Source organism: Brevibacillus centrosporus (assembly GCF_003710815.1).
Lineage (GTDB): Bacteria > Bacillota > Bacilli > Brevibacillales > Brevibacillaceae > Brevibacillus > Brevibacillus centrosporus.
The window spans coordinates 72,866-85,339 of sequence record NZ_RHHP01000025.1 but is presented as its reverse complement, the minus strand read 5'-3'; the positions used below and the strand labels follow the sequence as shown (position 1 = coordinate 85,339).

9 protein-coding genes are annotated in these 12,474 nt (G+C 53.6%); 6 read left to right on the top strand and 3 right to left on the bottom strand.

Going from position 1 to position 12,474, the window contains the following annotated elements; all coding sequences use genetic code 11:
- Positions 1-12 precede the first annotated feature (12 nt).
- The gene (locus tag EDM55_RS19610) at positions 13-1,575 is read left to right on the top strand and encodes a DHA2 family efflux MFS transporter permease subunit (RefSeq protein ID WP_122961148.1); all 1,563 of its coding nucleotides are present in this window, start codon (positions 13-15) and stop codon (positions 1,573-1,575) included.
- Between the two features lie 25 nt (positions 1,576-1,600).
- Positions 1,601-2,743: an HlyD family secretion protein gene (locus EDM55_RS19605; RefSeq protein ID WP_122961147.1), complete on the top strand. Its 1,143-nt coding sequence runs from the start codon at positions 1,601-1,603 to the stop codon at positions 2,741-2,743.
- A 65-nt stretch (positions 2,744-2,808) separates the two neighbouring features.
- Here the strand turns inward: EDM55_RS19605 and EDM55_RS19600 are convergent, their stop codons facing one another.
- Entirely contained in the window at positions 2,809-4,356 is a 1,548-nt protein-coding gene (locus tag EDM55_RS19600) for a vWA domain-containing protein (RefSeq protein WP_122961146.1), read from the bottom strand.
- Positions 4,357-4,607: 251 nt separating this feature from the next.
- Between EDM55_RS19600 and EDM55_RS19595 the strand changes: the two genes are divergently transcribed.
- Both EDM55_RS19595 and EDM55_RS19590 read left to right on the top strand, forming a co-directional pair.
- Positions 4,608-5,189: a dienelactone hydrolase family protein gene (locus EDM55_RS19595; RefSeq protein ID WP_092273777.1), complete on the top strand. Its 582-nt coding sequence runs from the start codon at positions 4,608-4,610 to the stop codon at positions 5,187-5,189.
- Positions 5,190-5,427: 238 nt separating this feature from the next.
- A complete protein-coding gene (locus EDM55_RS19590) occupies positions 5,428-6,588 on the top strand; it encodes an iron-containing alcohol dehydrogenase (RefSeq protein WP_122961145.1) in 1,161 nt (386 codons plus the stop codon).
- An 80-nt stretch (positions 6,589-6,668) separates the two neighbouring features.
- On the opposite strand, the gene EDM55_RS19585 is transcribed toward EDM55_RS19590, so the two are convergent.
- On the bottom strand, positions 6,669-7,100 hold the full coding sequence (locus EDM55_RS19585; protein ID WP_175530581.1) for a MarR family winged helix-turn-helix transcriptional regulator: 432 nt from the start codon (positions 7,098-7,100) through the stop codon (positions 6,669-6,671).
- A 124-nt stretch (positions 7,101-7,224) separates the two neighbouring features.
- The gene (locus tag EDM55_RS19580; RefSeq protein WP_092273928.1) at positions 7,225-8,658 is read right to left on the bottom strand and encodes a SulP family inorganic anion transporter; all 1,434 of its coding nucleotides are present in this window, start codon (positions 8,656-8,658) and stop codon (positions 7,225-7,227) included.
- Between the two features lie 188 nt (positions 8,659-8,846).
- Here EDM55_RS19580 and EDM55_RS19575 point away from each other — a divergent pair, with 188 nt between their 5' ends.
- On the top strand, positions 8,847-11,129 hold the full coding sequence (locus tag EDM55_RS19575; RefSeq protein ID WP_092273768.1) for a DEAD/DEAH box helicase: 2,283 nt from the start codon (positions 8,847-8,849) through the stop codon (positions 11,127-11,129).
- Positions 11,119-12,468 carry a ribonuclease H-like domain-containing protein gene (locus tag EDM55_RS19570; protein ID WP_122961144.1) on the top strand — a complete coding sequence of 450 codons (1,350 nt, stop codon included), beginning with the start codon at positions 11,119-11,121 and terminating at the stop codon, positions 12,466-12,468. The genes EDM55_RS19575 and EDM55_RS19570 overlap by 11 nt, the downstream gene beginning before the upstream one ends.
- Positions 12,469-12,474 lie beyond the last annotated feature (6 nt).

The window sequence follows — 12,474 nt, the reverse complement described above, 5'->3', positions numbered from 1 at the left end:
GGATGTGAGGGAATGAGTCGAGAGGAAAACTTTTGGCCTGGCGTGCTGGCCATTGTGCTGGGAACCTTCATGGCTGTCCTGGATACGAGCATCGTCAACGTCGCCATTCCCGAGATGATGCATGTGTTTGGGGTTTCGACCGAGGACATTCAGTGGGTAGTGACCAGCTACACGCTGACGATGGCTGCTGTCATTCCACTCGCAGGCTTCGTAGGAGTCCGCTTTGGGATCAAAAAAAGCTATTTGGTCAGTCTCTTGTTGTTCACGGTCGGTTCGCTTCTTTGCGGTTTGGCGTGGAGCAATGGCAGTATGATCGCTGCTAGGATCGTTCAGGCAGCAGGTGGCGGGCTGATGATGACAATCGGCCAGTCGATGATTCAGCTCGTCGTCCCACGGGAGAAGTTGGGGCCAGCGATGGGGGTCTTCGGGATCTCGGTGTTTGTCGCTCCCGCTGTAGGTCCGACGTTGAGCGGTTACTTTGTGCAGCATATGGATTGGCGGTTCATTTTTACAGTCAATATTCCGTTTGGGATCATCGCGATGCTGTTAGTCTGGCGCTTTTTGCGAGAAGGGGAAGTGAAAAAGAATCACCCCTTTGATCTGCCTGGCTTTGTATGGTCGGCAGCCGCACTCGTCAGTCTTTTGCTCGCCGTTACGAAAGGCGAAAAGGAGGGCTGGGACTCCTTTTACATCGTGTCTCTGCTGCTCACGGCTTTGATCTGCGGCACCTTGTTCGTCATCCGTGAGCTGTCGACAGAACATCCGCTGGTCGACGTCCGTCTGCTCGCCAATCGCAATTTTACGCTCGGACTTTTGGTGAACAGCATGATCATGGTCGGCAATTTCGGAGTCATTTACCTGCTGCCGATCTACTCGGAAAACATGCTCGGCAAGACGGCGATGGATACAGGGCTGCTCATGCTGCCTCAAGCGCTTGCTTCGGGTATCGTCACGCCGATCAGCGGAATGCTGGCAGCTCGGGTGGGCTTGAAGCCGTTTATTGTGACGGGTCTGATCTTTTGCCTGGGATCTGGTTTTCTGATCTCCCGAATCGATCTGGACACGGACGTGAGCACGCTCCAGTGGCTGCTCGCCCTGCGCGGAGTAGGGCTGGGGATGTGCCTCATGACCTCGATGCAGATTCCGCTCCTAGCAGTTGGAGACCCGGCGCGTGTTCCGGCAGCGTCTGTCATTACGAACATCTCCCGTCAGATCGCGACCTCGATCGGGATCGCGGGCCTCATCAGTCTGTTTACTCATCGCAGTGTCGAGCATGCAGTCCACGCCAGCGAGCAGGTGACAGCGACACAGCCTCCGGTGATGACCGCTTTGGAGCAGTGGCAGCAAATGTATGTGGCAAAAGGGCTTTCCCTGCAGGAAGCCGCCGCATCCGCCCTGCAGCTCATGGGGCAGCTGGTGAAAAAATATGCGGCCATACAGGCATTGCAGGACAGCTTGCTCGTAGCAGCATGGATTTTAGTTGTGGCTTTTCTCGTTATGTTGGTTGCAGGGGAAAACAAGGAAGCGCTGCAGGGTACAAAGGAACAACCATCCCAGTCAGCGATGCTGGAGTAATAACAGGAAGGAAGGGTGTAACCTGATGAAGAGAAAAGCATGGGGAAGTGCAGCAGCAGGGATTGCTTTGCTCGTCGTGTTGACAGGATGTGGGCAGGTGCAGCCGGTTGCGCTGACAGCCGCTGCGAGCGCTGGCCAGCCATCCGTGCAAACCAAGGAATCCGTTCATACGTATACGGGCAAAGTGGAGGGGATCGAGGAAGTAACGATCTACGCCAAGTCGTCCGGAAGAGTAGCGAAAGTATTCCGCGATGTGGGCGATGTGCTCGATGCAGGAACTCCGCTGTTTGGCCTGGAGCAGGAAGAGCTCGCGGCCAGCTTGCAGATGGCAAAGGCCGATCTGGCTTTGGCGAAATCGAAGTGGGAGGAAGCGAAAAAGGGCACGCGCAAGGAGGAGGTGCTTTACGCCGAAGCGGGCTGGCGTCAGGCGCAGCAGAAGTACATGGATATAAAGAACGGCAAACGCCCGGAAGAGCTGACCCAGCTAGAGGCTGCTTTTCAGTCCGCGAAAACGAGCAAGGAGCTGGCTGCAGCGAAAAAAGAGCGAATTTACGAGCTTTACCAGCAAGGCGCTGTCGCCAAGCAAGCGTGGGAAGACGCGGAGTCTGCCTACTCTACGGCCGATGCGCAGTTTTTGCGCAGCCAGGAAGATCTGGCGATGGCGAAGCAGGGGGCGACACAGCCAACCTTGCAGGCTCTGGAAGCAAACGTGGAGCAGATGAAGGCGATGTACGACAAGGCGAAAAACGGCGCAACCTCTGAGCAGATCGCCCAATTTGCCGCCGGGGTGGAAAAGGCGCAGGCAGTGGTCGACAACGCCGAGTACCAGCTAAAAAACGCGACGATCCAAAGCCCGATCAAAGGCTATGTGAGCACCAAAAACATCCATGCAGGCGAGATGATCAGCCCGAGCACGCAAGCGATGACGGTCGTCAATACAGAAAAGGTCTACGTCGTGATCGGTGTAACAGAGGCAGAGCTCGGAAACTTCGCAGTAGGAAAGGAAGTCGACGTGGCGGTCGATGCCTTGGGCAAAAGCTATCGCGGCAGTGTAGAGCGGATCAGTCCCAAAGCAGACCCGGGTACCGATACGTTTACGGTCAAAATCATGATCGACAACAAAGAAGGTGCCCTGCGCTCCGGGATGACCGGGGTCGTCAGCCTGTAAATGGGTACGTTTCTAGGAGAAAACAAGGAACCTCCCTGCTGAAGTGCTGGAAGGTTCCTTTTATTTTAGTGACCCCGTATGGCGAGAGAGTCCTTGACCATACGCACAAACTCGAGCTGCTGCTCTCCAGACGCATTTGTTTCAGCCAGCTCGATTACATCACGCAAGGATTCGTCCTTTGCCCAGTAGCTTTCGTGGAGAATTTCTGCATACTCGGCCACTGCAGCCAGAAATTGCAGCTCGCCGGACAGCTTCGCCTGAATTTGCAGCGGCTGGCTTGTTTCCTCTACTCTTTGGGTCGCAGCATTGTGATAGCGTATTCGTACATCGCCGAGCTTGCCGGCTGATTCGTTTTTCACTTTCACTTCGTAGAGGGCCGTTACCGTATGGCCAGCTCCGACTTCGCCTGCATCTGTCTGGTCGCTGCGGAAGTCTTCGTCACGGACGTCCCGATTTTCATAGCCGATCAGCCGGTAACGATCCACGGTCTTCGGGTCGAATTCGACCTGAATTTTGACATCTCGGGCGATGGTTTGCAGGGTCCCTGTCAAAGCTTCCATAAAGACACGACGTGCTTCGGAAAACGAATCGATGTAGGCGTACTGGCCTTCTCCTTTGTCCGCGAGCTGTTCCATCAGCGTGTCATTGTAATTGCCCATGCCAAAGCCAAATGTGCTAAGGTGGATCTCCTTGCGTGCGTAATCCTCGATGGAGCGGAGGATGCCATGTGCGCTAGTCTCCCCGACATTGGCTACGCCGTCCGAGCAGAGGATGACCCGATGGATGGCACCGCGCTCGAATGCGCGCTCTGCCATTTCGAAGCCTAGCTGCAAGCCTTCTTCGGCATTGGTGGAGCCTTCGGGCTGAAGCTCGTCGATGGCTGACAGGATTGTCCGTCTGTTTTCAGCGGAGGTAGGATCGAGGATGACGCGTCCTGTTGAACCGTACACGACAATGCCCACCGTATCCGTGGGCTGGAGCTGCTCGACCAAGACTCGCAAGCTCTTTTTGACCAGCTCCAGGCGATTTTCCCGATCCATGGAACCAGAGACATCGATGACAAATACGAGATGAGCCGGTTTCCGATTCTCCGGGGCGATTTCTTTCCCTTTTATCCCGATTCGCACGAGCTGATAGCCCGACCCAAAGGGAGAGGGGCCGCCATCGACTTGAATGCCAAAGGTTTTACCAGCTGGCGCGGGATAGCTGGCAGGAAAATAGTTGATAAACTCCTCTGCCCGGACTGCCTCAGCAGGTGGAAGCGAGCCTTCCTGAATATAACTGCGGGTAATGGTGTAGGAGCCGGTATCGACATCTGCAGCAAAAGTGGAAAGATTGTCCTCATCGGTGGAGATAAACGGATTGGTGCCGTAATTTTTAAAGTACATGGCATCTGTGCCAGGTGGCGATGGCAACGGTCTTTTCAAAGCCATGGAATCTCGTGGCGCGGCAGCCTGACTTGCGGTGCTCTTCGGCTGGGACGAGAGCTCTCTTTCCGATTTCCCCGCTTGTGCAGACGAAGCAGGCTGCTGCGCGCTTTGCCCACTTGGGCTGCAGCCGACCAGAAGTGCAATCAAAGCAGTGGCAGTACCAGCCTTCTGTAATGTTTTCATCTCTATAGACCCCCTTTGTCTATCGGACGTGGGAAAAAAAGGAATGTTACAGGGGCGGCAACCGAATAATAAAGTTGTTGTAGATGGCAGCAAAGTTAAGCTCACCGGATTTATTACGAAAAAACACAGCAAAGCTGCCGCGATGATGACCGGCAGCTTTGCTACGCTAACAAGCAGGATAACGACAGTAAGGAAGCGAAATCGATTGAGCCACAATTTTCATTATTTTAGATCTTGGAAGGAGAAGAGAAATGGCAGAGATTCTTTTGTTCCACCACTCATTGGGACTAACAAAGGGTATTAATGATTTCGCCGACAAAATCAGAGGGGCAGGTCACACTGTTCATGTTCCTGACCTTTTCGACGGTCATTTGTTTACCACGATCGAGGATGGCATGGCCTATGTCAATGAGATCGGCTTCGAAGAGATAACAGAGCGAGGTATACGTGTGGCCAGTGAGTTTCCGCGTGAGATCATCTACGCGGGGTTTTCGCTCGGTGTGGTTGCAGCTCAGAAGCTCGCTCAGACTCGTGAAGGCGCTCGTGGTGCATTGTTGTTTTACTCTTGCGTTCCGACCTCGATGTTCGGATCTACCTGGCCGGCGGAACTGCCGGTGCAAATTCATGGCATGGACGCTGATCCCTACTTCGTTGATGAGGGTGACATTGAGGCGGCACGCGAGCTCGTGGCTACAGCCGATCATGCCGAACTCTTTTTGTACCCAGGAAATCAGCATTTCTTCGCAGATAGCAGTTTGCCGTCGTATGACGCCAACGCAACGACCCTGCTGTTGCAGCGTGTACTTAAATTCCTCCAGCATTTGGATAACTGAGCGTTTGCTTAGGAACAGTCACATTCATGCGAGTGCCAGTTACGCTAGCGGGTTCGAAAGTTCAATGAGGCAGTCTATATCTTTATTATTCATTTTAGATCCGTGGATTGCTTCATTCTAACGTTGAGTCTAAAACTAATTTTCAAATACCTAGTGATTTAGAAGACCGAGACTCCGTGTACGATAAGGGGTTCCGGTCTATTACTTTATGATCATTGAACCGTAGGAGGGGATTCTTGTGAAAGCATTCAGCTATTTTTGCTCGACTCGTATCGAAATGGGGAGTGGAAAAACAAAAGAATTGCCGGCACTTCTGCAATCACGAGGAATAGGCAAATCTGTATTTCTGGTAAGTGATCCCGGCGTCATACGCGCAGGATTGGTGGGGCCGATCCAGTCAGCGCTTGCAGAAGCGGGCTTTTCGGTGACGCTGTTTGATGCGCTGAGTCAAAACCCACGGGATATTGAATGCCTGGAAGGGGCGGCTCTGTTCCGTGAGGCTGCTGCCGAGGTAGTCGTCGCAGTCGGTGGAGGAAGCGCGATGGATACGGGCAAGACCATCGCTCTTTGCGGTCCAAACGGAGGGGCACCTGCGGATTATGCGGACGGCCGCTTGCCGTATACGAATATTGCGCCCATTGTATGTATACCGACTACTGCGGGGACAGGCTCGGAAGTGACGCGCTCGGCTGTTATTACAGAATCGACTACACATCGGAAAATGACGTTGAAGCATGCCGCTCTGCGTCCTACGCTGGCTGTCTTGGACCCGGTCCTGACTTACAGCGTACCGCCAGCGGTTACAGCGGCAACGGGGGTCGATGCTTTGGTGCACGCCATCGAAGGGTACACCTGCAAGGTGACCAATCCCATCTCGCAGGCTTTCGGAGCGAAGGCGATGCAAACGATTGTACGGGCGCTGCCAGCGGCGTACGCCAACGGTCAAGATGAAGAGGCACGCCATGCGATGCTGGAAGGAAGCCTGATGGCAGGTCTGTGCTTCGGGTCAGCGGATGTGGCAGCTGTCCATTGTCTGGCGGAGGCGTTAGGCGGCTTGTACGATACTCCGCATGGCGTTGCCAACTCGGTGTTTCTGCCATACGTCCTCAAGTTCAACGCAGCTGATAACAAGCCAATGCATGCAGCTTTGGCTCGCTACATGGGCTTTGCCAGCGATGCGGATACTGAAGACCAAGCGATTGACAAGCTGATCGGAGGAATAACGGAGCTGACACAGAGCCTGCAAATACCGAGACTCAAGGATTTGCCAGGTGTACGGGAAGAGGATTTCCCGCGAATCGTAGAGCTGTCGATGAAGAACGGTTCGACGCCGAGCAATGTCCGCACGATCACCGCCGAGGATTATCTGGCTATATTACAGGAAGCGTACCGCGCGTAAGAAACAAGGAAAAACCGCAAGCCTCGTCACACTTCCCGTGTGACCAAGCTCGCGGTCTTTTTCTTGTCCCTATCTGCCCCTCAGCGATTCTGAATGGTGACCATCTTTTCAAAGGTCTTCGTAAACGTTTCCAATTCATTCGGCTCCAGCGCCCCAATAATTTTTTCGAGCACTTTTCCGTAGTTTTCAATATCCTTCGTCAGGACACTTTTCCCGCGATCTGTGATGGAAACGAGCACATTGCGACGATCATTTTGTCCATACACGCGAGAGACAAAGCCACCGTCAACCAAGCGATTGATCATCGTGGAGATGGTGCTCGGGCGCACACCCAGCTTTTGTGCCAATTGTGTGATTTTGCAAGGCTGTTCTTCCGATATGAGTGTAAGCAAATAAAATTGCGGTCTCGTCAAATCGCCGCCGAACTGTTTTTGCATTTCTATCGTAATTTCTCGTTGCATCTTATTCATCGCTGCGCGAATCCGAAAGGCGTACTTCAGTAGATCGTTCATCACGAACATCACCCTTCTTTATTATAACAAATCGCTTATGAGTTGTAGGGCATAGAAAAAAGCATTTTGTCCCCAAAGGATAGAGGAGCAAAATGCTTTTGTTTGCGTGTATCTATGAAAATACTCAATGACCAGACGGTGCCGAAATGCCGACCCGTTCCATTAAGGACCTGCTTTCGGCGTTCAATCCTTCGATCGAAACGTGCTTGCCGAGCTGCTGGTATTTCGCGACGACCTTGGAGACAGCTGTCACAGCGGAATGATCCCAGATGTGAGATCGACTCAGGTTGATAATGATGTGCTCCGGATCTGCCTGATAGTCGAACTGCTCGATAAAGTGGGTCATGGTGCCGAAAAACAGTTGACCGGAGATGACATATACTTTGATTCCATCCTCGTTCAGCTCTTCTGTAGATTTCAGACGAGCCATTTTCCAGCCAAAGATAACAGCACTCAGAACCACTCCGGCGATTACGCCTTTTGCCAAGTCATGCGTAGCGACGACGATCGCGACTGTGACAAGCATGACGAGCGAATCGCTGACAGGGATCTTGCGCAGATTTTTCATCGATTGCCAGTCGAACGTGCCAATAGAGACCATCACCATGACACCGACCAGTGCGGCCATCGGAATCTGCTGTACGATTTCGCCTAAGACCATGATCAAAAACAGGAGGAAAACGCCAGCTACAAGGGTAGACAAGCGTCCGCGACCGCCGGATTTGACGTTGATGACGGATTGCCCAATCATGGCGCAGCCAGCCATTCCCCCGAAAAAGCCGTTGATGAGGTTGGCGATGCCTTGTCCTTTGACTTCGCGGTTTTTATCGCTGCGCGTATCCGTCATTTCATCGAGAATCGAAGCAGTCATCAGTGATTCGAGAATGCCCACGAGCGCCAGAGGAAACGAGTAGGGCAGGATGATCAGCAGCGTTTCGAGATTCAATGGGACGACAGGAATATGGAACATCGGCAAGCTGCGCGTAATCTGCCCCATATCTCCGACCGTACGCAGATCCAGTCCGCCAAAGATCGTTATAGCCGTCATCACGATAATGGCTACCAATGCGGGAGGAACAGCCTTGGTAAAGCGGGGGAGAATGTAGATGATCGCGAGCGTCCCTAGCACCATCGCGTACATCACCCAGGAGGCCTCCACAAAATGCGGCAATTGCGCCAGAAAGATCAGGATTGCCAATGCATTGACAAATCCGATCACAACGGAATGGGGAACAAAAGTCATGAACCTTCCGATCTTGAGCATGCCCAGAAGGAACTGGATGCCCCCTGTCAGCAAAGTGGCTGCAAGCAGGTACTCCAAACCGTGCTCTTTTACGAGGCTGACCATCAGCAAAGCCATGGCACCAGTCGCTGCCGAAATCATTCCGGGTCTTCCGCCAGCGAAGGCAATCGTCACAGCAATGCAGAAAGAAGCGTACAGTCCGACCATAGGGTCCACACCGGCAATAATCGAGAAGGCAATCGCTTCAGGAATCAGAGCCAGGGCCACGGTCATTCCAGCCAGTACGTCACCGCGTACATTGGAGAACCAATCCATTTTCAGTTGTTGAATGTTCAAATTGTTACCTCGCTTTGTCTTGGTTTTCTTGACTTTCCCCTTGCAGAAAAGTCGGGGCCGTTGAGTACAGTTCCCCATTATACAAAACGAGCTATCATTTATCCAGAATAAATTCATTTACATCACGAACATCCATTCGTAAAATTGAATCAAAGAAGGTGACGTCGATGAAAATGAAAAAAAGCATGGCTGAGATTTTGGAGCATTTCCGCCAGGATGAACGCTTCCTCGCGAATATCGCGCACTGGAGAACGATACCTGCGCGTGACGCCAAAACGGTTTCGTTTCCGAGTCAGTTGGACGCACGAATCCGCGAAGCTCTCGAAAAGCGAGGGATACCTTCCTTATATACCCACCAGGAAACATCCTTTCGCCATGTGCGCGAAGGAAAAAGCATCGTAGCGGTGACTCCGACGGCTTCAGGAAAAAGCATGTGCTACCACCTGCCGATTCTGCAGACGCTGTCAGAGGATTCGCAGGCACGAGCGCTTTACCTGTTTCCGACCAAAGCATTGGCACAGGATCAAAAGAGCGAGTTGCACGAGCTGATCACCGAGATGGGATTGTCCATCAAATCGGAGACGTACGATGGAGACACGCCGGCGAATATCCGCCAAATGGTGCGCAAGGCAGGCAATATCGTCATTACCAACCCGGATATGCTGCATTCCGCGATCCTGCCGCATCACACCAAGTGGGTATCCTTTTTTGAGCATCTCAAATACGTAGTGATTGATGAGCTGCATACATACCGCGGCGTTTTTGGTAGTCACGTCGCCAACGTTATTCGCAGGCTAAAGCGCATCTGTGCCTTTTACGGCAGCTACCCCCAATTTATCTGCACGTCAGCGACGATTGCCAATCCCAAAGAGCTGGCAGAGCAGCTGACGGAAGAGAAAATGGAGCTGGTGGACAACAACGGTGCGCCTGCAGGAATCAAGCATTTTCTGTTCTACAATCCGCCGGTGGTCAATCGGCAGCTGAATATCCGGCGCAGCGCCACTCTCGAAGCCAGGGACATTACCGAGCAATTTCTGGTCAACGGCATTCAGACGATCCTGTTTGCCCGCAGCCGCGTCCGCGTAGAGATTTTGCTGACGTATTTGCAAGAGCTGATCAAACGCAAACTGGGTCCGAAGACCATCCAGGGCTATCGCGGCGGGTATTTGCCCAGTCAGCGTCGGGAGATCGAGCGGGGCTTGCGCAACGGGGACATCATGGGTGTCGTCAGCACGAATGCACTGGAGCTGGGGGTAGACATCGGCCAGCTGCAGGCATGCGTCATTACGGGTTACCCAGGTTCGGTCGCCAGCACGTGGCAGCAGGCGGGACGGGCAGGCAGAAGGCAGGGGGAATCCGTTGTTGTGATGGTCGGCAGCTCTACGCCGCTCGATCAGTACGTTATCGCTCACCCGGAGTACTTTTTTGACCGCAGCCCTGAGACCGCTCGGATCAATCCAGACAATCTGATCATTCTCGTCGACCACCTGAAATGTGCGGCCTATGAGCTGCCGTTTCGTGAGGGCGAAACGTTCGGGAGTGCAGAGATTGTGGAAATTCTGGAGTTTTTGACCGAGGAGCAGGTGCTGCACCATTCCAAAGGCAAATGGTTCTGGATGAATGACTCGTTCCCGGCACACAACATCAGTTTGCGGTCGGCTTCCCAGGAAAACGTGGTGATCATTGATATCACCGAGCGCGGCAATGAACGGGTAATCGGGGAAATGGACCGTTTCAGCTCGATGACGCTGCTCCACGAGGAAGCGATCTACTTGCATCAAGGGACGCAGTACCAGGTAGAAAAGCTCGATTACGAGGAAAAGAAGGCGTATGTGCGGGAGGTATCCGTCGATTACTACACAGATGCCAATCTGGCCGTACAGCTGAAGGTCCTGGAGCAGGATCAATACCGCCGGGAGGGACAACGCGCCTTTGCCTACGGGGAAGTATCCGTCCACGCGATGGCGACGATCTTCAAGAAGATCAAGTTTGAAACGCATGAAAACATCGGTTCCGGACCGATCCATCTGCCGGAGGAGGAGCTGCACACGAATGCCGCGTGGATTGGCTTTTCCGACACGCTTTTGGAGGAGATCGGGACAGAGGACGTGGAGCGGGGGCTGGTCGGCTTGGCACATGTATTGCAGCACGTGGCACCGCTGTTCGTCATGTGCGACCCGATGGATTTGCATGTCATCCCGCAGCGCAAAGCCGTGCATTCCCAGGAGCCGACGATCTTTCTGTACGACCGATACCCCGGTGGAATTGGGCTTTCCGAGCAAGTGTACAAAGAAATGGAGACGATTCTGGCACAAGCGGAGCGTATGATCGTATCGTGTCCGTGCGAATCTGGTTGCCCCTCCTGCGTAGGAGCCACTGACGATGGCAGCAAGGAGCTGGCGATGACGCTGCTTCGTGTAGCCCAGGGAGGTAGCGCGTATGTCTCTTAAATCCAAGCTGCAGCGGATGAAGGGGCATCTCTCTCTGGAGAATGACAAGAGCAGGGAAGCGGAACAAGTCCAAGCGGCTTTGCAAGGAGGGGCAGCAGAGACGGCGCAAACAGATGCAATCGTGGAACAGGAAGTACAGACACCAGATCAGACCGCACAGCCTGATATTCCGTATGCGGACCGATGGCAGAGCATGCAGGCGAGGCCGTTTGTCTGGGAGGACGAGCACGTCATGATCCGCGAAGTCCGCTACCCGCTCCGCCAGCAGCATGGAGCTTACTCCTTTGCCCAGCTCCACGACACGATCGCCGCGTGGGAGGCGTCCGGCAGACTGCATCCATTGTCTGCGGCAGGAAAGCGGGCCGATGACCTGCTGTTTTTTGACACCGAGACGACGGGGTTGTCAGGCGGAGCGGGAAACACTGTCTTTTTGCTCGGCTATAGTCGCGTAGAAGGGGAAGAAGTGGTAGTTCGTCAGCATTTTCTGCCGGCTCCTACCGCGGAAGTGACGCTGTACCATTCGTTTTTGGAGCAGGCGAAGCAGTCGTCCCACCTGGTTACCTTCAATGGCAAATCGTTTGACTGGCCGCAGGTGCGTACCCGGCATACGTTGATTCGCGATCAGGTGCAGGCGTTGCCGACTTTTGGCCACCTGGATTTGCTGCACGGCGCGAGGAGATTGTGGAAGGACGAGCTGGAGTCGTGCCGTCTTGCGATCATCGAGCAGGAAAAGCTGGATGTGTATCGGGAGGACGATTTGCCAGGCTATCTGGCTCCTGTTCGTTATTTTGACTTCCTCCACTCCAAGGACCCGGACGTGATCCAAGGCGTGCTGCGGCACAACGAAATTGACGTGTTGTCACTGATCACCCTCTACATCCACGTTTCTCGATTGCTTCTCATGCACGAGAGGGAAGAGGTGTCCCAGGAGGAACGCTACGAAATCGCCCGCTGGTTCGAAGCGCTGGGAGATGGAGAAACGGCGCTGCAAGCGTATTTGACTGTGGCCCACAGCGACCATCCGTGGAGTGTCCGTGCCAAGCTAGCAGTCGGTCATCTGTACAAAAAACAAAAGGATTGGAAGAGCGCTCTGCACATCTGGGAATCGTGCATGTCGTCACCCGGGTATGTACCGGAAGAAGTCTATATCGAGGCGGCGAAGCTGTACGAGCATCAGTTGAAGGATTGGGAGAAGGCTCTGCATTACACAAGACTCGCCTATGAGCAATGGAAGAAGCGGGGGAGCCTGCTGCGCAATCGGTCGAAAGCGGAGGAACTTGCCTTTCAAAAACGGATTGAGCGTCTGGAAGCAAAGGAAGATATGCGTGGAATGCTGTGAAAAAGG

Bases quoted from the DNA above. Each gene is read 5' to 3' on its own strand.
- EDM55_RS19580 (WP_092273928.1), bottom strand. From the start codon at position 8,658: ATGGATTGGTTCTCCAATGTACGCGGTGACGTACTGGCTGGAATGACC.
- EDM55_RS19600 (WP_122961146.1), bottom strand. From the start codon at position 4,356: ATGAAAACATTACAGAAGGCTGGTACTGCCACTGCTTTGATTGCACTT.
- EDM55_RS19570 (WP_122961144.1), top strand. From the start codon at position 11,119: ATGTCTCTTAAATCCAAGCTGCAGCGGATGAAGGGGCATCTCTCTCTG.
- EDM55_RS19585 (WP_175530581.1), bottom strand. From the start codon at position 7,100: ATGAACGATCTACTGAAGTACGCCTTTCGGATTCGCGCAGCGATGAAT.
- EDM55_RS19605 (WP_122961147.1), top strand. From the start codon at position 1,601: ATGAAGAGAAAAGCATGGGGAAGTGCAGCAGCAGGGATTGCTTTGCTC.
- EDM55_RS19575 (WP_092273768.1), top strand. From the start codon at position 8,847: ATGAAAATGAAAAAAAGCATGGCTGAGATTTTGGAGCATTTCCGCCAG.
- EDM55_RS19595 (WP_092273777.1), top strand. From the start codon at position 4,608: ATGGCAGAGATTCTTTTGTTCCACCACTCATTGGGACTAACAAAGGGT.
- EDM55_RS19610 (WP_122961148.1), top strand. From the start codon at position 13: ATGAGTCGAGAGGAAAACTTTTGGCCTGGCGTGCTGGCCATTGTGCTG.